This is a genomic window from Sphingomonas sp. BL-S-29, from assembly GCF_055521495.1.
Genome location: NZ_CM145482.1, coordinates 607310 through 632632 on the forward strand (window position 1 = coordinate 607310; position 25323 = coordinate 632632).

Genomic DNA, 25323 nt, shown 5'->3' on the forward strand with positions numbered 1-25323 from the left:
CGGCGGGCGGCGAGAATGAAGGAAGACATTGAATGACGACGCTGCCGCTTTCCGGCATCCGGGTGCTCGATATCACCCAGGTCATGGCAGGCCCGTTCTGCTGCATGCTGCTGGGCGACATGGGCGCCGACGTGATCAAGATCGAGCCGCCCAAAACGGGCGATTCAACGCGTCATTCAATGGGTTTCCGCCTGAAGGGGGAGGACAGCCCCGGCTTCCTCGCGCTCAACCGCAACAAGCGCAGCATCACGCTCGACCTGAAGAACGAGGCGGATCGCGACGTGCTCTATGCCCTGGTCAAGACGGCCGATGTGGTGGTCGAGAATGCCCGGCCGGGCGTCGCCGCCCGGCTCGGCATGGGCTATGACACGCTCAGCGCGATCAACCCGCGGCTGATCTATGCCAGCATCTCGGGCTTCGGCCAGACCGGCCCCTGGGCGCAGCGCCCCGGGTTCGACCTGATCGCGCAGGCGATGTCGGGCGTGCTCAGCTCGAACGGCTTTCCCGGCATGGAGCCGGCCAAGAACTCGATCGCCGTCGCCGATCTCGGCGCGGGGCTGTTCTCGGTCTATGCGATCCTGAGCGCGGTGATCGGCCGCGAAAAATCGGGCGTCGGCCAATATATCGACGCCTCGCTGCTCGAGGCCGCGATGGGCCTGTCGATCTGGGAAACGACCGAGCTGTGGGGCACCGGCAAGTCGCCGACCCCGATCGGCTCCGCCAACCGCATGTCGGGCCCCTATCAGGCAGTACTGGCCAAGGACGGCTGGTTTGTCATCGGCGCGGCCAATCAGGGCCTGTGGCTGACCTTCCTCAAGATCCTCGGCCGCGAGGAATTGCAGGACGTGCCGGAATATTCCACCAACGCCGCGCGCGTCGCCAACCGGATCGAGCTGATCTCGGAACTGGCCCCGACCTTTCTGACGCGCACCAGCCAGGAATGGATCGACGCGCTGCTCGGCGCCGGCGTGCCCGCCGCGCCGATCCTCGATTACGAGCAGGCCATGGCGAGCGAGCAGGCCGTTGCGCGCAACATGGTGATGGATGTGGCGCACCCGGTCGAGGGGACGTTCAAATCGCTCGGCTTCCCGGTGAAGATGATGGGCACGCCGCAGGAAGTCCGCCTGCCGCCGCCACTGATCAACGAGCATGGCGCGGAGATCCGCCGCGAGCTGCGCGAACGCGGCCTGCTGCCGGCGGCGCCCCGGGCGGAGGCGGCGGAATGAGCGGCCAGACCATCCTCGAGCGGGACGGCGCGATCGCGCGCGTCCGGTTCGACAACGTCCCCGCGCACAACGCGCTGACTCACCAGATGTGGGTCGACCTGCACGATATCTGCGTGCAGCTGGCCAATGACCCGACGGTGCGGGTCGTCACCTTCCGCGGCACTGGCGGCAAGGCGTTCATCTCGGGCACCGACATCTCCGGCTTCGCGCATTTCGACAAGGGCCAGGACGGCGTCGATTACGAGAACGAGATCGACATCTTCATGCGCTCGATCGACAAGATCCCCGCCACGACGATCGCGATCGTCGAGGGCTGGGCCGTCGGCGGCGGCATCAACATCTCCTCCGCCTGCGACTTCCGGATCGCGACGCCCAATGCGAAGTTCGGCTCGCCGATCGGCCGCACCATCGGCAATTGCCTGTCGAGCAGTAGCTATGCACGCGTCGGCGGCGCCGTGGGCATCCAGATCGCCAAGCGCATGGTCCTGCTCGGCGAGATGATCACTGCTCAGGAACTGCTAAACAGCGGCTTCCTCTACAAGATGGTGGAACCCGAGGAGCTCGACGCCGCGGTCGAGGCGCTTGTCCAGCGCGCGGCGGAAAACGCGCCGCTGACCACGCGGACGACCAAGGAAGCGATCCGCCGGATGACCTTCGACAACCTTCCCGACATCCAGGACCTGATCGCCAACGTCTATGGCAGCAACGACTTCCGCCGCGGCGTGCACGACTTCCTGGCGAAGACCAAAAAGACCCCGATCTGGACGGGCGATTGAGCGTTACGGCGGTTCAGACCGCGCCTTAAACCCACTCATTACCGTCACCCCGGACTTGTTCCGGGGTCCATCGTCCCGCGAACGCAACGGCTGCGGTGTCTGCGGATCGATGGATGCCGGAACAAGTCCGGGGTGACGTTTGGGCCTAAGCGTTACCTACCAACAAAAACGGCCGCCTCCTTCCGGAAGCGGCCGTCTTGCGATCCGCCAAGCCGTTACCAGCTGACGGCGATATATTTCGCTTCGGTATATTCATGCAGGCCGTGGTGCGAGCCCTCGCGGCCCAGGCCGCTCTGCTTGACGCCGCCGAACGGCGCCGCCGCGTCCGACACCAGGCCGCGGTTGAGCGCGACCATGCCGGCCTCGATCCGCTCCGAAATGGCGAGGCCCTTTTTCAGGTCGCCGGTGAAGACATAGGCGGCCAGGCCGAACTCGGTGGCATTGGCCAGGCGGATGGCGTCCTCGACATCGTCGAACACGGTGATCGGCGCGACCGGCCCGAACACCTCGGTCGTCAGGATCTCGGAGTCCGGATGGATGTCGGCGATGACCGTCGGCGGGTAGAAGAAGCCGTCGCCATGCGGGGTCTCGCCGCCGATCAGGACGCGCGCGCCCTTGGCCTTGGCGTCCTCGACCAGCATCTCGATCTTGTCGATCGCTTCCTGGTTGATCATCGCGCCGCATTCGGTCGCCGATTCATAGCCCGGCCCGACCTTCAGCGCGCCCATCTTCTCGACGAGCTTGGTCGTGAACGCCTCATAGATGCCGCGCTGGACATAGAAGCGGTTGGCCGCGGTGCAGGCCTCGCCGGCGTTGCGCATCTTGGCGACCATCGCGCCTTCGATCGCCGCGTCGAGATCGGCATCGTCGAGCACCAGGAACGGGGCATTGCCGCCCAGCTCCATTGAGGCGCTGAGCACCTGGTCGGCGCATTCGCGCAGCAGGATGCGGCCGACCTCGGTCGATCCGGTGAAGCTGAGCTTGCGTACGCGCGGATCGTGCAGCATCGCGCGGCACACGCCCGGCGCGTCGCTGGTGTTGATGACGTTGACGACGCCCGCCGGAACGCCGGCCTCGAGCATGATCTGCGCGACGGCAAGCGCGGTCAGCGGCGTCTCCGCCGCCGGCTTCAGGATGACGGTGCAGCCCGCCGCCAGCGCCGGCGCGATCTTGCGCGTCGCCATCGCCGCCGGGAAATTCCACGGCGTGATCAGCAGCGAGATACCGATCGGCTGATACTGGACCAGGATGCGGTTGTTGCCGGCCGGCGAGATCGCCAGCTCGCCGTTGATGCGCACGGCTTCCTCGGCATACCAGCGGAAGAACTCGGCGGCATAGCCGACCTCGCCGCGCGCGTCGGGCAGCGACTTGCCGTTCTCCAGGCTGATCAGCTGGGCGAGCCATTCGGCGTTCGCCATCATCTTTTCCCAGCACGCCATCAGGATCGTGGCGCGCGCACGGGGCGCGGTGGCGGCCCAGGCGGCGGCGGCCGCCTCGGCGGCGTCGACACAGGCGATGCCGTCCTCGACCGTGCCGTCGGCGATGGCGGTCAGCACGCCGCCGGTCGACGGATTGACCACCTCGATGCGGGCGCGGGCACGGCCCTCGACCCAGGAAGCGCCGATCAGCAGATCGGTCGGGATGTCGAACGGCGCTTCATGCTCGCCGGCTGCGGGGGCTGCGTAACTGTTGAGGGATTCCATCATTCTGCCTTTTGGAGGTTCAGATTCACGCGATCCATGAGCATCGAGCGGTCGCCCGCATAAGCGGCGCCGGTGATGCTGCGCATCGCGTCGAGATCCAGGGGACGGGGGTTGTTCTTGACGAGGCGTTGCGCCTTCAGGCCATTCTCCGCCACATATTCCTGCATGTCTTCGGCCAGGCCGAGCTGCTTGAGCGAGGTGGGGATGCCGACCGAAGCGAACAAGTCGGCGATCCCGTCGATGAAGAGCTGCGACAGCACGTCCTCATCATCGTCCGGCGAGCCCAGCCCGACGACACGGGCGAGCTCGGCAAAGGCCGGAACGGCGGCCGGACGGTTGAACTGCATGACATAGGGCAGGAGCGCCGCGACGCCGTCGCCATGCGCGGTGTGAGTCAGGTTTCCGACCGGATATTGCAGCGCATGCGCCGCCGCCGTGCCCGCCACGCCGAAGGCGCAGCCGGCGGCGAGCGAGCCGAGCATCAGCTGCTCGCGCGCGACCATGTTGCCGCCATCGTCATATCCCGCCTTGAGGCTGTCCCACACGCATTTCACCGCAAGCTTGGCGAAATGATCGGACAGCGCGTTCTTGCCGACAAAGACATGTTCCTGAGTCAGCATCGCATCGATCGGCCGGGAGAGCGCGGTATAGGCCTCGACCGCGTGAGTCATCGCGTCGGAGCCGGAACAGGCGGTCAGCCCCCTGGGGCAGGTGACGGTGAGCTCCGGGTCGCAGATCGCGGCCATCGGGATCAGATAGGGGCTGGCGATGCCGACCTTTGCGCCGAGTGCGTCGTCGGACACCACGGCGACGGGCGTCACCTCGGAGCCGGTGCCCGAGGTCGTCGGCACGGCGACCAGCGGCAGGACCGGGCCGGGCACCTTGAACTCACCATAATAGTCACTGATCGCGCCGCCATGCGCGAGCAGCACGGTGACCACCTTGGCCAGATCCATGCAGCTGCCGCCGCCGATGCCGAGCACCACATCGGCGGTGAAGCCGCGAACCTGCTCGACGCATTCGAGGATGGATTCGACCGGCAGATCGGGCTGAGTCTGGTCATAGACATGAGTCTCGACCCCGGCCTCCGCGAGGTCGGCGAGCATCGTCTCGAACATCGGATCGGCACCGAGACGCGCATCGGTGCAGATCAGCGCGCGTGTGCCGAGCTGGGCGGTCACCTTGCCGATGGCGCGGCGCTGACCGACGCCGAACAGGACCGAGCGGGGGAGACGCATGGCGCCGAAAATATTCATTTTATGCCTGCCGAACGAGAGAGTGAAAGGATACGCATCAGGTTATTTCTTCGCGCTGTTCTGCTTGAGATAGGCGATCACATCCGCCTGATCCTGCGGCTTGGGGAGGCCGATAAAGATCATCTTGGTGCCCGGGACCGCCTGGCGGGGCCCGGCGAGGAAGCGGGCGAGGTTCTGGTCGTTCCAGACCAGCCCCGACGCCTTCATCGCCGGTGAATAGTTGAAGCCGGCGACCATGGCCGCCTTGCGCCCGGCAACGCCGCGCAGATTGGGGCCGAGGCCGCTCGCGCCCGTCGGATCGACGCTGTGGCACGACGCGCATTTCTTGAAGATCACGGCACCGTTCACGGCATCTCCCGGCGGCGCGGCCGAGATCGCGGCCGCCGCGCCCGCCATCATGACAAACGTTGTCAGACCCACAAGATACTTCATTCCGAACCTCCAGCGGACAGGGTTGCAGCCCCTGTACCGAAATATTTGTCCTTGCCGTCGCCGCGTCCCCGGATGCCCATATGCCCGTCACTCATGCGCGGGTTCGGGGATGAGCGGGCGCGACGCGTCGATCGTGAACATCAGCAGGGCCGCCGCCACGCACAGGCCGGCCAGCACGCCGAACGCGGCGCCCCAGCCGCTCGCCGAGACGATATAGCCGGTCAGCGTCGCTGCGACAAAAGCGCCGAGATTGCCGATCGTGTTCATCACCGCCGACACCGATCCGGCGAACTCGCCGCCGATATCGAGCGTCACGGCCCAGGACACGCCGACGGTCAGTTCGAGGCCGAACAGCGCGAGGCAGAAACAGGCGATGCTGATAATGTGATTGTCCGACGCGGTGGCGAGCGGGATCATGACGGCGGCGATCGCGAAGCCGACCACCGACACCCAGCGCCGCGCGAACAACAGGCCGCGCCCGCGCTTCACCAGATGGTCCGAGAACCAGCCCCCGGCAAGATCGCCGACCACGCCCGCCATCAGCGGCAGGCTGGCGAACAGGCCCATCAGCGCGATGTCGTAACCGCGCGCGTCATGCAGATATTTGGGGAACCACGTCAGGAAGATGTTGATGCAATAAGCGTAGCAGAAATACATCGCCGACAGCAGCCAGAGCTGGGGCCGGGCAAGCAGCCTGGCCCAGGGCACGCTTGCCTTGGTCCGGCCTTCGCCGAGCGCTTCCTCGATCATCACGCGCTCGGCGTCGTTCACGGACGCATGCTCGCGCGGGCTGTCGCGGTAGAACCAGAACCAGAAGAGCGCCCAGGCGACGCCGACCGCCGCGAAGGCGAGGAAGGGCATGCGCCAGCCGAAATCGACGATCAGCAGCGCGACGAACACCGGTGTCACTGCGCCACCGAGCCGCGCGCCGGCATGAGTCAGGCCCTGCGCCCAGCCGCGCTCGGCCGGGAGCATCCAGCGCGAGAGCGAGCGGGTGGCGATGGGGAAAGCGCCAGCCTCGCCCATGCCGAACAGGAAACGCGTGACGATCATCGAGCCGGACGACCAGGTCAGCGCGGTGGCGGCGGTGAAGGTCGACCACCAGAGCACCACGCCGGTCAGCGCGCGGCGCGGGCCGAACTTGTCGCCGAGCCAGCCGCCCGGAATCTGGAACAGGGCATAGGAGATGGAGAAGGCGCCGAAGATCCAGCCCATCGTCACGTCGTGGAAGCCGAATTCCTTCTGGATCGACGGCGCCGCGGTCGAAATGACCACGCGGTCCATATAGGTGATCAGATAGGCAAGCACCGTCAGCCACAGCACCTTGTGCCGGACGAGCGTGGGCCGCGCGGCCCGCACGCCTGGGGCGGTATCGCTCATTTAGGGCCGCCGGCGCAGGCGTCGGCGGCACGACCGGTGCAGGTCTGCCAGATCGTCGGGACCTGCTCGCCGGCGAGATAAACGCTGTCGATCGCCCGAGTGTTGCGGATATCGGCGGTCGGATCCTTGTCGAGCACCAGCAGGTCGGCCGCCTTGGCCGGCGCGATGGTGCCGACATTGGTCGCGCCCATGAACTTCGCGTTGCTCCCGGTCGCGGCGGTCAGCGCCTGGAGCGGCGTGATGCCCGACTTGACCATCAGCTCGAGCTCCCAATGCGCGAAATAGCCGGGGAACCGTGCCGAAGGGCCGCTGTCGGTGCCCATGCCGTAGGGGATGCCCGCCTTCGCCTCGCGCCCGAAATTCTCCATCGCGTATTTCAGGACCGCCGGATATTTCGGGAAGGTCGGCGAGGAGGACAGGCGCGTGCGCCGCTCGGGGTTCTTGAGATCGGCGATCACCTGTGGGGTCACGCCGCGCGAAAAGAAGGGATCGTCGACAAAGGGCAGCAGGTCATAGGTGAAGCTGGCTTCGCGGCTGAGCGTCGCCGCGATCTGCCACACACCCTTCGCCTTCATCGCCGACAGCAACGGCGCATCGACCGCGCGGTCGCGGACCGAATGCGCAAAGCCGTTGACGCCCTCGCGAGTCAGCTCCCTGGCATTGTCGTAATAGAAGACATGGGCGACGGCTTTCTTGCCGTCCTTGTGCGCCTCGGCGATCACCGCCGTGCTGATATCGGCCGGCATACGCTCGGCGATCGTGCCGAATTCGTCATCGACCCATAGCTTGATGAAATCGGCGCCCTTGGCTGCCTCGCGATCGACCATCGCGACGGCCTCGGCAGGCGTCGCGACCTGCGCCGGAAGCCCGACGACGCCGCCATAGCTGCCCTTGAACACCACGCCGCGCCCGGCGGTCCATACCCGCGCCCGGCCCGCCGGATCAGCGCGGATATCGCGGACGATGTCGTGGATCTCGTCCTTGTCGGTGCCGAGCACCTGGACCGAGGTGACGCCGTACGCCGCATAGAGCTTCAACTGCCGCTCGACGCTTTCGCGGGTGTAATATTTCAGGTCCTGGGTGATGCCGTCGACCAGCCCGAGATGGACATGGCTGTCGATGATGCCGGGCATGACGAACTTGCCGGTCAGGTCCCTGACCTTGACGCCCTTGGGCGCCCTGAGCTTCGCCGCCGGGCCGACCCAGCTGATCTTGCCGTTGGTGATGATCATCGCGGCATTCCTGACCGGCGCGCGGCCGGTGCCGTCGATCAGCGTGAAATGCGAGAGCGCCACGGTCTTTGCCATGGCCGGCGCCGCGGTCAGCGCCCCCGCCATCAGCGCCGCACCAGTCATCCAGCCACAAACACGCATACGACGCGCTCCATTGTTGTTCCGGACGTTTGCCGTCCTTCTTTCTGTTGCCTTCGGCATCAACGGGCCGAAGCTCGCGACAGGCCGTGATCCGGCATGATGGGAATGGCCGCCATGCGGCCGCCGCCAGGCTTCGGCCCGTTCGGGGCCAGCGCGGGCGCGAAATGCAAAGAGATGGAAACCCGTCGAACGGGAGGTCGTACGGCCGCGCGGTCGGCGCCGGGGAGTATCCCCTTGCGTATCCGTTCCCGCTTGCTGCTCGTCATGACCGTCTTGTTCCGCTTGGTAGAGAAAAGGTCCCGCCCGCCCCCGAAGGGACGGGCGGGAGAGGAGGATCAGAACTTGGTACGCAGGCCCACGGCGATCAGGCGACCGAGCGGGTTCGACACGAAGCCGTTATACCCCCAGGCGCCGCCAAGGATGCCGTTGGTGTTGCCGTTGTAGAAAGGTGGTTCCTTGTCGAACAGGTTCTTCACGTCGACATAGGCCTGCCAGCCGTTGAACATGCCTTCGTTCCGGACCGTGTACTGGACGTGTAGGTCGAAATTATTGTCCGCCTTCACCTTGTCGCCACCGCCCGTCGGGTTGCCGACCGAGTTGGTCGTGATCGGCACCACCGAGGTGCTGATCCAGTTCCGGTAGGAGCCCGTGTGGTTCCAGAACAGGTCGGCCGAGAAGCCGCCCAGTTCCCAACCGAGCTGGGCACGGTGCTTGTACTGAACCGACGGGAAGGTCGTGTTGTAGCCCGAGGTGTTCAGGATGCTGAACGACGTACCGCCACCGAAGTTCTGCGTGAACTTCGTGAAGTAGGTGCCGCTCATGCCGACCGTGAAGGTGCCGAGGTCGCCGATCGGGGCACGATAGGCAGCCTGGAAGTCGATGCCTTCGACGGTCAGGTTCAAGGCGTTACGCGAGCTCTGATCCAGGAAGAAATAGATCTTGTCCGGGATCGCACCAGAGATGGTCGAACCGTTCGCGATATTGGCGAAGGTATCGATCTGCGACTGGCTGCAGCTTCCGTCCGCATTCGCGCCCGGCGTGCCCGGGCAGATGGTCAGCAGGTTGCGCAGGCCCGCCGAGTTCACGATCGCGGTCGGGCTCGGCGAGCTGACGCCGCCGATGAACTGGTTGTGGAACCAGGTCACCGCCGCGGTGAAGCCGGGCAGAAAACGCGGCGCCAGATCGAGGCCGAACGAATAGCTCGTCCCCTTCTGCGGCACCATGTTCGAGAAGCCGCCGCCAAGCTGGCGACGCATGCCCGGGTTGGCCGCGAGGCCGATCGTGCAGGTCGCTGCGGAAGCCGTGCAGGGGGTGCTGGTGTTGGTCACCACCGCGCCCGGCACCTGAACCACGGTGGGGTAATTGGCCACGGGAACGACCAGCTGGCCCTGGTTGCCGACGCTGCCCGAGGCATAGAGATAGCCCTGGCTGGGATCGCCGATCACCGCCAGCGGCGGCGCCACGAAGGCCGTCGCATAGTTGCCGCGGAGCTTGACGCCTTCGAACAATTCCCAGTTCGCCGCAAACTTCGGGTTCGTGGTGTCGCCGACGTCGCTATAGCTATCGTAACGGCCCGAGATATCCAGGTCGACCTTGCGGAAGAACGGAATCTCCATGTCCGGCGAGATCACCGGAATGACGATTTCGCCATAGGCCGAATTGACCGTGCGCTCGTACATATATTGCCGGAAGGTCGCCCCTGTCACCGACGGGCCGGTGCCGTTGGCGCCGTTGATCTTCTGGGTTTCGTCGGCCCAGTAATGCTCGCCGCCGAACGCGATCTTCACTTCGCCCGCGGGCAGATTGAAGATGCCGCCCTGGAAATCGAGCTTCATCTGGTTGAACGTGTTGAAGTTGGTGTTCTGGCTGTCCGCGCCATAGAGCGAGCGGAGCACCGCCGCCGAGGTGCGGTTGGCCGTGCCCGTCCGCCACACGTCGAGCGCGTTCGCCGTGGTGAGCGGCAGGTTGAGCGCGATGACATTCTGGCCGGCCACATCGGTGGTCGTCGTGCTGCCGCTGAGCTGCCCGGTGCCGTTCAGGGCGAGCAGGGCGCAGGAGCTGCAGAAGCCGTCGATCGTGTTGAGTGCCGAACGGTTGCGGCCGAACGCGTCGCTGAACTTGACGCTCCAGCTGTCGCTCAGATCATATTCCGCGACGAAGGTGGCGTAGATCGAATCCGCTTCGGATTCGCCATAGCCGTAATTGCCGTCGTCCCGCAGCGCCAGCCAGCTCAACGATTCCTGGTTCGCGGTCGGCGAGCCCGCCGGCGCGACGAAGAAGGGGTTGACCTGCGGGAAGGCCGTTACGGTGCCGTTGGGCGCGGTATAGGAAGCAATGCCACGGCCGGGGCCATAGGCAGTCGCGTTGGTGATGGTGCCCGGGCCGTTCGGCGACGTCGTCTTCTGGATGTTGTAGTTCAGCATCGCGGTGATGCGGAACTTGTCGCCGAATTCGTTATACACCTTCATCATGGTGTTGGCGCGCCACTGGCCAGAGACCAGAACGCCATAGACCGAGTTGTTGCACGGCGCGTTGACGGCGGTGTTGGCCACGGTCGTCGTCGCGCTGGGCGACAGATAGACGCCGGACACGGCACCGCCATCCGATCGGTTGGTCACCTGGATCGTCGCCGGGCTGCAGGCATAGCTGTTGGTGTTGGTGCCGCCGACCGGGCGGAAATCGCCCAGGCTCGCAAAGGGGCGATCGCGGTTATAGAGCGTGCTGCCCTTGCTGTACGATCCGGCGATATAGACGCCGCCGGTATCCCATTTGGTGCCCCAGATGCCGTTGATGTCGTAATTGTGGTAATTATCGGCAAAGCCGTACCGGGCATTCACCTCGAGGCCGTCATAGGTCCGGCGGGTGATGAAGTTGACCACCCCCGCGACGGCGTCCGAACCATAGACCGAGGACGCGCCGTCGGCGAGCACCTCGACGCGCTCGACCGCGCTCACCGGAATGATGTTGGGATCGGTCTGGGCGAACTGCGTGCCGCCGCCCGGCAGGCGCAGGCCGTCCATGATGACCAGCGTGGTGTTGGACGACGAGCCGGCGAGGCTGTGGATCTGTGGCGAATAATAGGAATAGGCATTCTCACCCTGGGACAGCGAGCCCGAGGTGGTGATGGCGGGCACGGTGTTGACCAGCTGCGACACGTTGATCGGCGCGGTCTTCTCGATCGTCGCCTGGCCGACGGACACGAGGTTCGACCCGATCGGGGCGACGCCCTTGATGCTGGTGCCGGTGACGACGATGTCCTTGCCGAGATCGGCGGCCGAGCCGTCCGACAGGGTTTCCTGCGGCAGCGTGGTATCTTCGGCCGGAGCCGGCACGGTTTGTGTGGTTGACGGCGTGCTCTGCGCGAAAGCCATGCCCGGCGCGAAAATCATCGCCGTCGTCAGTGCAATCACGGAACCGCTTAGTTTGATCTTGGACGAGCGCATCCCCGTTCCCCCTTTCAGACTGGTTATCCTCTCAATTCCCGATCCGATCTTATTTGTGATTTGATATGATATAGGATCGGGAATTACCGGCATTCCTACGGTTGGTTCCCGCGGCCGTCAAGCGAGTCGATGGGATGCCGGGCCCGGCCCGGGTCAGTGATTCGGGGGCTGATGCAAAAATGGCACGGATTCGGCCCTATTCGTTCCGAAGGCCTTGAAGTGCCGCAACAAGGGCTGGGTCCCGCGCGAGCGTGGCGGCGGGCGGCGGCTTTCCGTCGAATGTCGCGATCGTTGGGCGGGCGCTTCGCGGTCAGCGCGCCTCGGCGAGCAGCTTGCGCGCGCTGGCGGTGGTCCAGTCCATGCCGCCGGTCATGCGCCACACCTCATGGCCGGTCGAATCATAGAGGATGCTGGTCGGCAGCTCGGCGTTCAGCGCGACGCTGAGGCCCACCTTGGGATCGAGATAGGGCTGGAGCTGCTTCAGTCCGGCCTTGGCGAAGAAGGGTGCGACCTTTTCCGCGCCGCCGATATCCTGGCTGACCGCCACCACCTTCATGGTCTTCGCCAGCGCGTCGAGCGTCGGCATTTCCGCCACGCACGGCGCGCACCAGGTCGCCCAGAGATTGAGCAGCACCGGCTTGCCCGCAAAGGCCGCCATCGTCACTGGCTTGCCCGCCGGATCCTGGAAAGCCGCGACGGGAGCCGCCTCGCCCTTGTGGCTGCGGTCGAGCGTGCCGATCGTCTCGGCCGCCGCCGCAGGTGCCGGTACGGCGGGCGAGGGCTTTGCTTGCTCCGGCGCGGAGACTTGCCTATCGCAGCCGCCGATCAGCAGCGCCGTGGCCAGGAGAGAGACGATCGTCGAGCGGAAGGACATGTCGGACCTATCCAATGCCATGTGGGGCGGCCGCTTCGCCGAGGGGCCGGCAGCGGTGATGCGCGAGATAAATGCCTCGATCCCGTTCGACAAGCGCTTGTGGAAACAGGATGTCGCCGGCTCCAGGGCTCATGCCGCCATGCTCGGTGCGCAGGGCATCGTTTCGGCCGAAGACGTTGCGGCGATCGTCGCCGGACTCGACCAGGTCGCGACCGATTATGAGACGAATGGCGTGGCCGAGGATATGGTCCTCGAAGACATCCATATGCAGACCGAGGCGCGGCTGGCCGAGGCGATCGGCCCGGCGGCCGGGCGGCTGCACACCGCCCGATCGCGCAACGATCAGGTCGCGACGGATTTCCGGCTCTGGGTCCGCGACGCGATCGACTCGGTCGATGCAGGCCTCGCGCATTTCCAGCAGGCGCTGCTGACCCGTGCCGAGGAACATGCCGACAGCGTGATGCCCGGCTTCACCCATCTGCAGAGCGCCCAGCCGGTGACGCTCGGCCATCATCTGATGGCCTATCACGAGATGGTCGCGCGCGACCGCGGCCGCTTCGCCGATGCGCGCGCTCGGATGAACCGGTCCCCGCTCGGCTCGGCGGCGCTCGCCGGTACCGGCTTCCCGATCGACCGGGAGATGACGGCGGCGGCGCTCGGTTTCGACGGGCCGATGCGCAACTCGCTCGACGGCGTGTCCGACCGCGACTTCGCGATCGAATATCTGACCGCGGCGGCTCAGTGCGCGCTGCACCTGTCGCGCCTGGCCGAGGAGTTCATCCTCTGGGCATCGCAGCCCTTCGGCTTCGTCTCGCTGTCGGACCAATGGTCGACCGGATCGTCGATCATGCCGCAGAAGCGCAACCCCGATGCGGCCGAGCTGGTGCGCGGCCATTCGGGGCGGATCATCGGCTGCCTGACCGCGCTGATGATCACGATGAAGGGCCTGCCGCTCGCTTATTCGAAGGACATGCAGGACGATAAGCCGCCCGTGTTCGAGGCGCACGACCTGCTCGGCCTGTCCATCGCCGCGATGACCGGCATGGTGGAAAGCGCGACCTTCCGCACCGGGCGGATGCGCGGCCTGGCCGAGGCCGGCTTCTCCACCGCGACGGACCTGGCCGACTGGCTGGTGCGCGAAGCGGGCGTGCCGTTCCGCGAGGCGCATCACATCACCGGCCGCGCGGTGAAGCGGGCGGAAGAGCTGGGCATCGCGCTCGACGCGATTCCGCTGCCCGACCTGCAGGCAATCGATGCGCGGATCGACCAACGCGTCTATGACGTGCTCGGTGTCGATGCGTCGGTGGCCAGCCGGACCAGTTTCGGCGGTACCGCGCCGGCGCGGGTAAGGGCCGCGATCGCGGCGGCGAGGAAGGAAAGCGGATCATGAAACGCGCCATGCTATTGGGGGCGACCCTGGCCGCGATCACCCTGTCCGGCTGCGGCGTGCGGCAGGATCTGAAGCCGCAGAAAGGCGAGGCACTGCCGGTGGCTCCCTATGGTGCCGCGAAAGCGCCGACCCCCCAGGAATTGCTCAAACCGAGCAACCAGGCACGCCCCGCCCGCAGCGACGAGCTCCTCCGCAATTCCGAGGACCGCCGCAGCGACGATTACGACCTCCCACCGAATTGAGCAGATGGACCATTTTAGTCTTGTCGACGGCGCGATGCACGCCGAGGGCGTTCCGTTGGAGCGCATCGCCGATGCGGTCGGCACCCCCGTCTATGTCTATTCGCGCGCCACGCTGACGCGGCATGCACGCGTGTTCCGCGAGGGACTCGCTGGTGTCGAGCGCGCCCATTTCGCTTATGCGATCAAGGCCAATCCCAATCTCGCGGTGCTCAAGGTGCTGGCGGATGAAGGCTACGGCGCCGATGTCGTGTCGGGCGGCGAGCTCGCCCGCGCCCTGGCCGCCGGCATGAAGGCCGAAGACGTGGTGTTTTCCGGGGTCGGCAAGACCCGGGTGGAATTGCTGCGCGCGCTGGATGCCGGTCTCGGCCAGTTCAACCTCGAGCTCGAGGAAGAGGGCGAGGCGCTGTCCGGGCTCGCCGCCGGGATGGGCATCCGCGCCAATGCGACGCTTCGCGTCAACCCCAATGTCGATGCCGGCACGCATGCCAAGATCTCGACGGGCAAGAGCGAGAACAAGTTCGGCGTGCCGATCGATCAGGCGCCAGCGATCTTCGGCCGGCTCGCCGCGCTGCCCGGCCTGGCGATGCGCGGCGTCGCCATCCATATCGGCAGCCAGCTGTTCGATCTCGCGCCGCTCGAGGCGGCGTACACCCGTGTCGGCGAACTGGTCGCGCAGCTGCGCGCGGCCGGCCATCCGATCGAGCGGGTCGATCTCGGCGGCGGCCTGGGCGTGCCGTACAAGGCCGGCGACAATCCGCCGAGCCCGGCCGACTATGGCGCGATGGTGGCGCGGGTGACCAAGGGCTGGAACGTCATGCTGATGTTCGAGCCGGGGCGCGTCATCGCGGGCAATGCCGGCATATTGCTGACCAGGGTGATCTGGGTGAAGCCCGGCGTGACCAACCCCTATGTGATCGTCGATGCGGCGATGAACGATCTCGCCCGTCCCGCCCTGTACGATGCGTGGCACGACTTCGCGGCGGTCCGCCCGACCGGCGAGCGGATGATCGCCAATATCGCGGGGCCCGTCTGCGAGAGCGGCGATACCTTCGCGATGGGGCGCGAGATCGACGCCGTGAAATCGGGCGACCTCGCGATCTTCCGTACCGCCGGCGCTTATGGCGCGACCATGGCCAGCACCTATAACAGCCGGGCGCTGGTGCCCGAGGTGATGGTCGATGGCGACAGATTCGCGGTGGTCGCCGACCGGATCGATCCCGAGACGATCATCGCCGCCGAACGGTTGCCGGAGTGGCTGACCGCGTGACCCTGCACAGCCTGCCGCTGTTCGTGCGGCTGGCGGGCCGGCAGGTCATCCTGCTGGGGGAGGGCGAAGCGGCCGATGCCAAGCGGCGTCTGCTCGGGCGCGCCGGCGCGGTGATCGGCGGCGAGGACGCCGACGCGGCGCTGGCGATCGTGGCGATCGCCGACGAGGCACTCGCCGCGGCAGCAGTGGCGCGGTTGAGGGCGCGGGGTATCCTGATCAACGCGGTCGACCGGCCCGACTGGTGCGATTTCACCCTGCCGGCGATCATCGACCGGGATCCGGTGCTGATCGCGATCGGCACCGGCGGCGCATCGGCCGGGCTCGCCGCAGCGCTGCGCCAGCGGATCGAGACGATCCTGCCCGCAAGTCTGGGCGGCCTGGCGACCGCGCTCCACCATGCGCGCGCCGCGCTCCGGCGGAAACTGCCGGCGATCGACGACCGCAGGCGCGCGCTCGGCGCGGCGCTTGCGCCGGGCGGCGCGCTCGATCCGCTGGCCGCCACGGCGGACATGGTGCCGGAATGGCTGGCTGGAGGCGGTTTGGCGCCCGGTGATCGCCTGGTGTCGATCCGCCTGCGCTCGACCGACCCCGACGATCTCACCATCGGCGAGGCGCGCCTGCTTGGCCTGGCCGATCGCATCTACCATCGCGCCGACATTCCGGCGGCGATTCTCGATCGGGCACGGGCCGATGCGGTCCGGACCCTTTGCACCACATCGCCGGTTGAGCCCGGTCCGGGACTCGTGATCTATATGGAGCTGGCATGAGCGGATTTGCGTATCGCGTGCGGAGCGGAAAGGCCGAGCGGATCGAGATCAAACAGGCCCTGGCCAGTGAGGCCGACCTGATCTGGGTCCATCTGACCACCAACAACGAGCATGCCCAGACATGGCTGGTCGAGGAAGCCAAGGCGCCCGACTATATCGTCGACGCGCTGACCGCGACCGAGACGCGTCCGCGCTGCGATGCGCTGGGCAATGGCGCCTTTCTCAACCTGCGCGGCCGATCGAGCGAGGAGACGCTGTCGTCGGAACCGCTCGCCTCGGTGCGGATCTGGGCGACGAAGGGCCGCGTGATCTCGGTGACGCGGCGCGCCCTGATCGCGGTCGACGATGTGGTGGAGACGATCGAGAGCGGCCAGATCCGCGACCCGGGCGACCTGATCGCCGAATTCGCGTCCGCGATCACCCGCAATCTCGACCCCGAAGTCGCCGATCTGGGCGATACGCTGGACGATTGCGAAGCCGATCTCGACGCCGACAAGGTGTTCGAGCTGCGCCGCCACGTCACCAAGGTGCGCGTCGCCGCGATCGGCTATCGCCGCTTCCTCGCGCCGCAGCGCGCAGCGATCGAAAAGCTGGCGGCGCTGCCGTGCGACTGGCTGCAGGATGACGACCGGCTGCACCTCAACGCCGCGGCCGACCGTGCCGCCCGCATGGCGGAAGAGCTCGAGAGCATTCGCGAGCGCGCCGCGCTGATGCACGAGGCGCTGACCGATCTTCGCGCCGAGCAGATCGACAGCCGGGCGCTGATCATCTCGATCGCGGCGATGATCTTCCTGCCGCTGACCTTCATCACCGGCCTGTACGGAATGAACGTCAAGGGGCTGCCCTATGCCGAGGAGCCCTGGGCCTTCGATGCGATCATGGCGGGGTGCACCATCGTCTCGGTCGCCATCGTCATCTATTTCATGCGCCGGCACTGGTTCGGGCGCGGGTGACCGCGACGGTTGGAAAGCGCCGCCGCCACGCCTAGTTAGGGCGGGTGAGCAAGTCCGCCGTTACCGCCCGAATCGCCAACGGCGTCTCCTCGATCCGGGCTGAGGACTGGAATGCGTGTTCCGGCACGGCCAATCCCTTCGTCACCCACGACTTCCTCTCGATCCTCGAGGAATCCGACAGCGCGGTCGCCGAGACCGGCTGGCAACCCATCCCGATCGTCATCGACGGCGCCGACGGAAAGCCTGCTGCGATCGCCCCGGCGTACGGCAAGAGCCATAGCCAGGGCGAATATGTCTTCGACCATGGCTGGGCCGATGCCTGGGAACGGGCCGGCGGGCGCTATTACCCCAAACTCCAGGTCGCCGTGCCCTTCACCCCGGCGCCGGGTCCGCGCCTGCTGTTGCGCGACCAGGGGCTGGCGCCCGCCCTCATCGCCTCGATCGAGGCAGTGACGGATCAGCACGATCTTTCCTCCGCGCACGCGACCTTCGTCGCGTCCGACCAGCTGCCCTTGTTCGAGGCGGCCGGTTGGCTGATTCGGGCGGGCACCCAGTTCCACTGGCACAATCAGGGGTTTGCCGGGTTCGACGATTTCCTCGGCGAACTGGCCAGCCGCAAGCGCAAGGCGATCCGCAAGGAGCGCAGCAATGCGGTCGACGGCCTGACCATCCGGCACGTCACCGGCGCCGACATCACCGAGGCCGACTGGGACGCCTTCTGGATCTTCTACCAGGACACCGGCTCGCGCAAATGGGGCCGGCCCTATCTGACCCGCGCCTTCTTCTCCCTGCTCGGCCAGCGCATGGCCGACAGGGTGCTGCTGATCCTGGCCGAGCGGAACGGCAGCCCGATCGCCGGCGCGCTCAACCTGATCGGCGCCGACACGTTGTATGGCCGCTATTGGGGCTGCACCGAGGAAGTGCCCTTCCTCCATTTCGAGCTCTGCTATTACCAGGCGATCGACGCGGCCATCGCGCTCGGGCTGAAGACGGTGGAGGCCGGCGCGCAGGGCGAGCACAAGCTGGCGCGCGGCTATGTGCCCGAGCCGACCTGGTCGGCCCATTACATCCCCGATCCCGGTTTCAGGAAGGCGGTCGCGCACTTCCTTGAGCAGGAGCGGCAGGCAGTGGCGTCGGACCGGGAGTGGCTGGGGGAGGCGACGCCGTTCCGCCGAGGGCCCTGAGCCGCTCGAGCGCTTGCCGCCGCGCGCGGATCTCCAGCGCGCGTACTTCCTCCGGGAACAGCGGCACCGGCTCCAGCATCGCCTGGTGGTCGACGCGGAACAGCGCGCTGTTGCCGTCGCGCCAGATCTCGACCAGACCGGCATTGTATTTCGCATCATAGGGCGGCGGCTGGATCAGCCAGACATAGTCGAAGGCATCGCGCGGAAAGCGCGCCAGCGACAGCGAGATGGTCCGCCACCATTCGCCCCGGCAATATTTCTCCGTGACGATCTGCGACGCGTCATGCGCGAAGTTGCGCGCCGGCGCATAGCGCGTGGTCAACAGCTGCGCGCCCGCCATCGACCATTGGTCATTGGTATAGGCGAGCTTCCGCACCAGCCCCATCGCCGGCAGATGCTCCAGCCGGGTCATGAACCAGGACGGCCGGCATTCGGTGCCGACGAAGCTGATCACCTTGGCGCCTACCGGGATATGGTCCAGCGCCTTGAGCTCGCGGTCATAGGTCCGGTCGAACATCCAGAAGCTCGCCGTCGTCGCGCCGATGCGGACGAGAAAGAAGCCGAGACCGAGCAATGCGACCAGTGCCGCATGCCGGATCGGCACGCCCGGCCGCGGCCGCAACGCGATGACCGCGATACCGATCATGAACGGCGCGAGCCGCATATCGGCATAGGCGGACCCGAAGACGATGCGCGGCAGCAGGATGAACACCGCCAGCAGGAACAGTGCCGACAGGCCCAGATTGCGCGAATATTCGATCGTCGGATCGCGGAAACCCTTGAACAGGATCAGGTAGAGGATCGCGGCCGAAGCGATGTCGAACAGCTGCCAGCGATCCTTCAGGACCATGGTCAGCCACATGATCTTGGCGCGCCAGTTGAACCAGTCGCCGGTCTCGCCACCGACATGATGGCCGCTGCGCCACATCACCATCAACACCATCGGCAATGCGAGGGGCAAACAGCTGAGGCCCGCCCGGATCCAGGCGTTGAGCCAGCGATGGCCCTTGTCGTGCTGCCGCACCATCTCCGCCGAAAAGGCGAGCACGCCGAGCACGCCCCAGCCGAAGGTGTGGCAGACCCAGAGCGCGCAGGACAGCGGTACGAAGATCGCCGCGCGAAGCCCGAACCTGCCTTGCCGGGCCAGCCGCAGCCACAGGGCGAACATGTTGAGCGCCAGCGCCATCGCCAGCGCGAAGTTCACGAAGCCGAAATGGAAGGGATAGCTGTAGGCGATCGGCAGCGCGAACAAAGCGGTCGCCGGGATACGCCCGTGCACCTCGCGGGCGATCCACAGGAAACCGGTCACCGTCAGCGCCGGGATGGTGATGACGATCAGCTTCACCGCCAGCTCCAGCCCGACCAGCTTGGCGAGCGGGATGATCAATATGTCGATCCCGAGATTGCCGATCAGCTGCCAGCTGAAATTATACCATTCACCCAGCCAGGGCGCCTGGTGCATGTCGAGCTGGACCCGGTAGCGCCCGAGATGCCCGGGCAGGTCGACCAGGGGCGGAATATCGGGCTTGAGCAGCGGAATGATCGCGACGAACGCCGCCAGTGCCACGAACCAGCGCGTCTGCCACCAATGTAGCTTGTCGACATCCCCCTGCATGGGTGGGCCTTACCGCGATGCGGGCTGCGTAAACAAGCCGCGTTCGACGCGGTACAGCGCAAGCCCGGCAGGGGGGACCGCGACGGGATGGAGCCAGGCCGGGTGCCGCCCTGCGCGCAGCTGATTGACCAGCTGCACGCCCCCGCTCGCGTCGTCGCCCAGCTCGGCGAAGCTGTCGGGGCAGAGCGCGACATAGTCGATCCGCCATTCCTGGCCGATGACGGCGGCATCCTCGGGCGTGCCGAGAAAGAAGCGATAGACCGCGAGATTGCCGGCATTGTTGCGGTGATAGGGTGCCCCGACCACCTCCAGCGGGGTCGCGGCCAGCGCATAGGCGCCCAGATCGAGCGGTGCGAGCAGCCGGCCCCGCGGCAGCCGGGCAAGCGCAGCCAATGCCTCGGGCGCGGTGCAGCTTCCCGCCGGACGATCGCCGGCACGCATCGGCTGGTGCGGGGTCAGCGCATCGGCCGCCAGCGGATAGAGCATGCCGGCCGAAGCGAGCCAGGCCCCGGCGAGCCAGGCTGCTCCCCGCCGCCGCGCGGCGGCGATGACGGCGGCAAGCGCCGGAGCGGCGAGGATCGCGCCGGCATAGGCGCCGCGAAGCTGGAAGCAGGTCAGGCCCAGGGCGGCGAACTGGATGACGAGCAACGCCGCCCAGCGGGTATCGCGCGTCGCGTACAGCCGCCACAAGCCGGCGGCGATGCCGGCGATCATCACGCCGGCATAGCCGATCGCGACGCCGGTCGGGGCATCGAACAGGGGCTGCGCCTCGCCGACCTTGCCCAGCCATAGCCGCGCCAGCAGCGGATCGACCATGGCATAGGGCCGCAGGCATTGCGGCGTCAGCGCAATCACGCTGCCGCCGATCGAGCCCACGACCAGCAGGGCGAGCAGCGCGCGCGTCGCCGGCCTGGTGATGTCGCGTGCCGCCAGCGCCATCAGCATCGGCGCGAAGGCGGCGATGATGGCACCGCGCCAGGCGGTGGCGGTAAAGCCGTCACAGCCGGGATAGCCCCATTGGCTTGTCTTGAAGACGATCGTCGCGCCAAGCAGTCCGGCCCCGAGCGCGATGCCGAAGCCCATCATCCGGTCGTCGGCGGCATGGCGGGCGAACAGCCATTCGATGGCCATGACGAGGCCGGCGGCGGCAAGCAGGGGCGCCGTCTCCATGCCGATCACCAGGCTGGCCGCCGCGGCCAGCCCGGCGGTGAGGCCGTGCCCAAGCGTGGGCGGGCTGATCAGCGTCCGCATGACGAGCAGCAACAGCACGATCTGCGCGCCGTGATGATCGATTCGCCCGGGCAGGAAGATCGTCGTGACGGGAAAGGCGATCGCGGCGACCACGACGGCGGTGCGCGCCACGTCAGGACCGTCGATCGCGCGCGCGATGCGGCCGACGAGGAACAGCGCCGCGGCGAACAACAGCGTTGGCCAGGCGACGACCGCGACGATTTCGGCCTGGTGCGCGCCGATCCACGGCGTCAGCGCCGCGATGATCGCGCCGGGCGCCAGATCGGGCAGGCGCGACCAGTGCATCGCGAGGCCCGGCGCCGCGCCCAGGCGGTGCTGCGAAAGATCGTTGAAGGACTGCCCCGCCAGCCAGTCGCGAATCTGCTGCAGGCGCACGGCATCGTCGGTGTCGGGCAGGCGAAGCGCCGACAGCTGGTGCCAGTCGCGAAAGGCCCAGACCGTCGCGAGCAGGCAGGCGAGCAGAATCGCCACGAGCGCATCGCCATAGACCTGCCGTCGTTCGGTGCCCGTCCCCATGAGACGGGCCTAGCGCGGTCAGGTTAAGGCGGAGTTAGGGGCGATGACGCTGGGCCGATCGTCGCCCGGCGCCCGGATCACTCCCGGTCGCGGCGCCCGAGCAGGCGCAGGCGCAGCGCGTTGAGCTTGATGAAGCCCGCCGCGTCGCGCTGGTCATAGGCGCCCTGATCGTCCTCGAAGGTCACGACCTTCTCCGAATAGAGCGAATTGGGCGACTTGCGGCCGACTACATAGACCCCGCCCTTGTAGAGCTTGAGCCGGACGGTGCCCGCCACCTTCTCCTGGCTATGATCGATCGCCGCCTGGAGCATCTCGCGCTCGGGCGAGAACCAGAAGCCGTTATAGATCAGCTCGGCATAACGCGGTGCCAACTCGTCCTTCAGATGCGCCGCGCCGCGATCGAGCGTGAGCTGCTCGATGCCGCGATGCGCGAGATAATAGATGGTGCCGCCCGGCGTCTCGTACATGCCGCGCGACTTCATGCCGACGAAGCGATTCTCGACCAGGTCGAGCCGGCCGATGCCGTGCTTGCGCCCGAGATCGTTGAGCTTCGCCAGCAAGGTGGCGGGCGACATCGCCTCGCCGTTCACCGCGACGCCGTCGCCGCGCTCGAAATCGATCGTGATGAATTCCGGCTGGTCGGGCGCATCCTCGGGATTGACGGTGCGCGAATAGACGTAATCCGGCACTTCCTCCCACGGATCCTCGAGCACTTTGCCCTCGGACGAAGTGTGCAGGATGTTCGCGTCGGTCGAGAAGGGCGCTTCGCCGCGCTTGTCCTTCGATACCTGGATCTGGTGCTGCTCGGCGAATTCGATCAGCCGGGTGCGGCTGGTCAAATCCCATTCGCGCCACGGCGCGATCACCTTGATGTCGGGCGCGAGCGCATAATAGCCGAGCTCGAAACGGACCTGGTCGTTGCCCTTGCCGGTCGCGCCATGGCTGACCGCGTCGGCGCCGACCAGCTTCGCGATCTCGATCTGGCGCTTGGCGATCAGCGGCCGGGCGATCGAGGTGCCGAGAAGGTAGAGGCCTTCGTATAGCGCATTGGCGCGCATCATCGGGAAGACGTAGTTGCCGACGAATTCCTCGCGCAGGTCGTCGATAAAGATATGCTCGGGCTTCACGCCGGCAGCTTCGGCCTTGCGGCGCGCAGGCTCGAGCTCCTCGCCCTGGCCGAGATCGGCGGTGAAGGTCACCACCTCGCACTGATAGGTCTGCTGGAGCCATTTCAGGATCACGCTGGTGTCCAGCCCGCCCGAATAGGCGAGGACGACGCGGTTGATCTTGTCGGTCATAAAGGCGGCTCCAAAGGTGCTGGGAAATCGGCCCGCGCTCTAAGGAGGGAATGCCGTCTCCGCAACTCGCGCGTCGTACCGAGCCATCGGTTTTCGCGACGGTCACACAGGAGTCACGATCTGGTCGCTGGCGAGTCGCCGATCGACGGTAAACGCAGCACAGGTCGATGGCGTTGTTCGCGACTCGGCCCGACCGACAGACCTGGAAAAGCGGCGTGCTTCGCTCTTTTTCAGAAAAGACTCGGTCGATTGACATCGCCTTCCCGCGCCAAGGCAGGGAATTGTCGAGGCGGAATAGGTGTTTGGCGGCGCCAAGGCGGGCACATTGGTCAAGTGGACCTCTAGCGAGGAGCCTTGTCATGATGTCTATCGAGAATAAGATCGGCGGGAAGGATAAGGCGGGCTACACGGAGCCGCTGATCACCGAGATTCCCGATTTTCGCAGCGAAATGAGACGCATCGAAGAGAATGTGCACCATCGCGACGCAGTGCGGAGCCGCCTAGCAACTCGCCTTTTTCTGCTCATAGCGACCTTGACCGTCGCGATCCTGATAGGTGTGGTCACCGGAAGGCTGGAAATCGAGACCGCAAAGGATCTCGGCCTGGTAGTGCTCGCACCGGTCGTCGCCATTTTTGCGAGTGTCATCGGCTTCTTCTTCGCATCCGAAAACGCCGCGCGCTAACGGAGAATCAACTCGCGCTGATCACCCGTCTGGCGATTTTCAAGGACAATCATCTCGCCGTTGCATTGCTGCTGCAGCAGATATTTCTCGGTCGCTACGGCACGACGAATAACGTCGGTCAGCGGAATTCCGCCATATTGCCTGGAAATCCACTGCAAGTCCGATGTCGCCTCAGCACCCAAGAGAAGCGTGACCTGCCTACCCTCAGGACGGGAACTGCTCATCGCGATATTCCTAGCTGAGGGTCCGATTGGACCGGAACATTCAAATAAACTGTGCCCGGAATCCCGTCAATGCGAAGCAGAGACAAAAACGCCGGAAATGGCGGGTGCGCCGCTTTTGGTAGCACCCTTTCCGTAGCGTCAGTCTTCCGTTCGGAGGCTCTCAAGCAGACCGGGCAGATGCCACCCGAGTGCCCCGGCGCGGTAGAGATAGCCCCCCAGGAACGCCCACCAGATGCCAGTCTCGCCCAACGGCCGGAACAGCAGGTCGGTAGCAATATACAGACAGGTCGCCAGGATCGCCGCGTTGCGCAGCGCCTTGCCGCGGGTGGCGCCGATGAAGATGCCGTCGAGCAGCCAGGCAGGCACGCCGATCGCGGGCACGATCGCGGCGAACGGCAACAGCGCCATCGCCTGCGCCCGCACCGCCGCATTGGTCGCGAAAAACCCGATCAGCGCCGGGCCCGCCGCGAAGAAGACCAGCGCGAAGCCGATTCCCGCCAGCAACGAGAATTCGCCGGTCAGCCGGATTGCCCGGACCATCGCCGGTCGAGACCGTGCGCCGATCGCCTGCCCGACGCGCGACTCGGCGGTGAAGGCGAAGCCATCGAGCACGAAGGCGGCGACGCTGACGAACTGCAACAGCACATAATTAGCCGCGAGCGCGGTTTCGCCCAGCCGCGCGCCGGCATTGGTGAACCACAGGAACAGCGACAGCAAAGCAATGGTGCGGATCATGATGTCGGCATTGACCGCGAACAGACGCCTGAGCGCCCCGCCGCCGAACAGCGCCGGCGAGAGCATGCGCCGCCAGTCGATGCCGCGCCCGGCGATGACCAGCCCGACCGCCAGCGAGATCCATTCGGCGCTGGCCGTGCCGAGCCCGACACCGCGCGCACCCAGATGGAAATGCCACACGAACAACAGGTCGAGCGCGATATTCACGAGGTTCATCACGATCTGCAGCACCAGCGCGGCGCGCGTCCGGCCCAGGCCGAACAGCCAGCCGTTGATCGCGAACACCGCCAGGCTCGCCGGCGCCCCCAGGAAACGCGCGCTGACATAGCCATGCGCCGCCGCGTCGAGCGCCCCGCCGCCCGCCATCGTCTCCAGCGCAAGCGGGATCAGCACGATCTGGAGCGCGAACAGCGCGACACCCAGCAGGAACCCCGCCGCCACCCCGCGCAGCAGCATGGCCTCGACCTCCGGCGCGTCCCCCGCGCCTTCGGCCTGCGCGGTCATCCCGGTCATGCCCATGCGCAGGAAGCCGAAGGTCCAGAAGATCAGGTTGATCACGACCGTGCCGAGCGCGACCCCGGCGAGCGCGGCGGCATCGCCGGTCCGCCCGATCACCGCGGTATCGACCAGCCCGACCAGCGGCACGGTCGTCTGGCCGAGCATGATCGGCCAGGCCTGGGCGAAGATCGCGCGACGGGTCAGCATTGTGGCCATGCGCGCTCCGGATAGGCAGAG

At 66.5% G+C, this 25323-nt stretch carries 21 protein-coding genes; 9 read left to right on the top strand and 12 right to left on the bottom strand.

All coding sequences use genetic code 11. The features are described from left to right. The first annotated feature begins 32 nt into the window (after positions 1-32). The gene (locus ACZ1I2_RS02965; RefSeq protein WP_465175196.1) at positions 33-1226 is read left to right on the top strand and encodes a CaiB/BaiF CoA transferase family protein; all 1194 of its coding nucleotides are present in this window, start codon (positions 33-35) and stop codon (positions 1224-1226) included. Then, on the top strand, positions 1223-2002 hold the full coding sequence (locus ACZ1I2_RS02970; protein WP_465175195.1) for an enoyl-CoA hydratase: 780 nt from the start codon (positions 1223-1225) through the stop codon (positions 2000-2002). Before ACZ1I2_RS02965 ends, ACZ1I2_RS02970 begins: the two co-directional genes overlap by 4 nt. 215 nt (positions 2003-2217) lie before the next feature. On the opposite strand, the gene ACZ1I2_RS02975 is transcribed toward ACZ1I2_RS02970, so the two are convergent. From ACZ1I2_RS02975 to ACZ1I2_RS03005, 7 genes are all read right to left on the bottom strand, one after another. Further along, positions 2218-3708 (bottom strand): NAD-dependent succinate-semialdehyde dehydrogenase, encoded by a 1491-nt coding sequence (locus tag ACZ1I2_RS02975; protein ID WP_465175194.1) that lies wholly within the window; start codon positions 3706-3708, stop codon positions 2218-2220. Next, positions 3705-4943 carry an iron-containing alcohol dehydrogenase gene (locus tag ACZ1I2_RS02980; protein WP_465171090.1) on the bottom strand — a complete coding sequence of 413 codons (1239 nt, stop codon included), beginning with the start codon at positions 4941-4943 and terminating at the stop codon, positions 3705-3707. Before ACZ1I2_RS02980 ends, ACZ1I2_RS02975 begins: the two co-directional genes overlap by 4 nt. Positions 4944-5003: 60 nt before the next feature. After that, positions 5004-5393 carry a c-type cytochrome gene (locus ACZ1I2_RS02985; RefSeq protein WP_465171089.1) on the bottom strand — a complete coding sequence of 130 codons (390 nt, stop codon included), beginning with the start codon at positions 5391-5393 and terminating at the stop codon, positions 5004-5006. Positions 5394-5480: 87 nt separating this feature from the next. Continuing rightward, positions 5481-6773 carry an MFS transporter gene (locus ACZ1I2_RS02990; protein WP_465171088.1) on the bottom strand — a complete coding sequence of 431 codons (1293 nt, stop codon included), beginning with the start codon at positions 6771-6773 and terminating at the stop codon, positions 5481-5483. Further along, on the bottom strand, positions 6770-8146 hold the full coding sequence (locus ACZ1I2_RS02995) for an amidohydrolase family protein (RefSeq protein WP_465175193.1): 1377 nt from the start codon (positions 8144-8146) through the stop codon (positions 6770-6772). Before ACZ1I2_RS02995 ends, ACZ1I2_RS02990 begins: the two co-directional genes overlap by 4 nt. A 335-nt stretch (positions 8147-8481) precedes the next feature. Continuing rightward, positions 8482-11556 carry a TonB-dependent receptor domain-containing protein gene (locus tag ACZ1I2_RS03000; protein WP_465175192.1) on the bottom strand — a complete coding sequence of 1025 codons (3075 nt, stop codon included), beginning with the start codon at positions 11554-11556 and terminating at the stop codon, positions 8482-8484. A gap of 343 nt (positions 11557-11899) precedes the next feature. Next, the gene (locus ACZ1I2_RS03005; protein ID WP_465171085.1) at positions 11900-12463 is read right to left on the bottom strand and encodes a TlpA family protein disulfide reductase; all 564 of its coding nucleotides are present in this window, start codon (positions 12461-12463) and stop codon (positions 11900-11902) included. 19 nt (positions 12464-12482) lie between these two features. Between ACZ1I2_RS03005 and argH the strand changes: the two genes are divergently transcribed. From argH to ACZ1I2_RS03035, 6 genes are read left to right on the top strand one after another with little or no spacing between them, the layout of a single operon-like run. Then, positions 12483-13853 carry an argininosuccinate lyase gene (argH, locus tag ACZ1I2_RS03010; protein WP_465177192.1) on the top strand — a complete coding sequence of 457 codons (1371 nt, stop codon included), beginning with the start codon at positions 12483-12485 and terminating at the stop codon, positions 13851-13853. Next, complete coding sequence (locus ACZ1I2_RS03015) at positions 13850-14095, top strand: hypothetical protein (protein ID WP_465175191.1); 246 nt, start codon at positions 13850-13852, stop codon at positions 14093-14095. The genes argH and ACZ1I2_RS03015 overlap by 4 nt, the downstream gene beginning before the upstream one ends. Positions 14096-14099: 4 nt before the next feature. After that, complete coding sequence (gene lysA / locus ACZ1I2_RS03020; RefSeq protein ID WP_465175190.1) at positions 14100-15362, top strand: diaminopimelate decarboxylase; 1263 nt, start codon at positions 14100-14102, stop codon at positions 15360-15362. Beyond that, positions 15347-16129, top strand: coding sequence for an NAD(P)-dependent oxidoreductase (locus tag ACZ1I2_RS03025; protein ID WP_465175189.1), 783 nt, complete (start codon positions 15347-15349; stop codon positions 16127-16129). Before lysA ends, ACZ1I2_RS03025 begins: the two co-directional genes overlap by 16 nt. Next, the gene (locus tag ACZ1I2_RS03030; protein ID WP_465171082.1) at positions 16126-17082 is read left to right on the top strand and encodes a zinc transporter ZntB; all 957 of its coding nucleotides are present in this window, start codon (positions 16126-16128) and stop codon (positions 17080-17082) included. The genes ACZ1I2_RS03025 and ACZ1I2_RS03030 overlap by 4 nt, the downstream gene beginning before the upstream one ends. Positions 17083-17126: 44 nt before the next feature. Next, positions 17127-18266: a GNAT family N-acetyltransferase gene (locus ACZ1I2_RS03035; RefSeq protein WP_465175188.1), complete on the top strand. Its 1140-nt coding sequence runs from the start codon at positions 17127-17129 to the stop codon at positions 18264-18266. On the opposite strand, the gene ACZ1I2_RS03040 is transcribed toward ACZ1I2_RS03035, so the two are convergent. From ACZ1I2_RS03040 to ACZ1I2_RS03050, 3 genes are all read right to left on the bottom strand, one after another. Further along, the gene (locus ACZ1I2_RS03040; protein ID WP_465175187.1) at positions 18166-19881 is read right to left on the bottom strand and encodes a hypothetical protein; all 1716 of its coding nucleotides are present in this window, start codon (positions 19879-19881) and stop codon (positions 18166-18168) included. The two genes, ACZ1I2_RS03035 and ACZ1I2_RS03040, sit on opposite strands and share 101 nt — an antisense overlap. A gap of 9 nt (positions 19882-19890) precedes the next feature. Continuing rightward, entirely contained in the window at positions 19891-21648 is a 1758-nt protein-coding gene (locus ACZ1I2_RS03045) for a hypothetical protein (RefSeq protein WP_465175186.1), read from the bottom strand. A 77-nt stretch (positions 21649-21725) separates the two neighbouring features. Further along, on the bottom strand, positions 21726-22946 hold the full coding sequence (locus ACZ1I2_RS03050; RefSeq protein WP_465171078.1) for an argininosuccinate synthase: 1221 nt from the start codon (positions 22944-22946) through the stop codon (positions 21726-21728). A gap of 359 nt (positions 22947-23305) precedes the next feature. Here ACZ1I2_RS03050 and ACZ1I2_RS03055 point away from each other — a divergent pair, with 359 nt between their 5' ends. Further along, positions 23306-23629, top strand: coding sequence for a hypothetical protein (locus ACZ1I2_RS03055; RefSeq protein ID WP_465175185.1), 324 nt, complete (start codon positions 23306-23308; stop codon positions 23627-23629). Here the strand turns inward: ACZ1I2_RS03055 and ACZ1I2_RS03060 are convergent. Beyond that, positions 23626-23853, bottom strand: a complete 228-nt coding sequence (locus ACZ1I2_RS03060; protein WP_465171076.1) for a hypothetical protein — start codon at positions 23851-23853, stop codon at positions 23626-23628. The genes ACZ1I2_RS03055 and ACZ1I2_RS03060 overlap by 4 nt on opposite strands. A gap of 138 nt (positions 23854-23991) precedes the next feature. Then, complete coding sequence (locus ACZ1I2_RS03065) at positions 23992-25302, bottom strand: MATE family efflux transporter (protein ID WP_465175184.1); 1311 nt, start codon at positions 25300-25302, stop codon at positions 23992-23994. Positions 25303-25323: the final 21 nt, after the last annotated feature.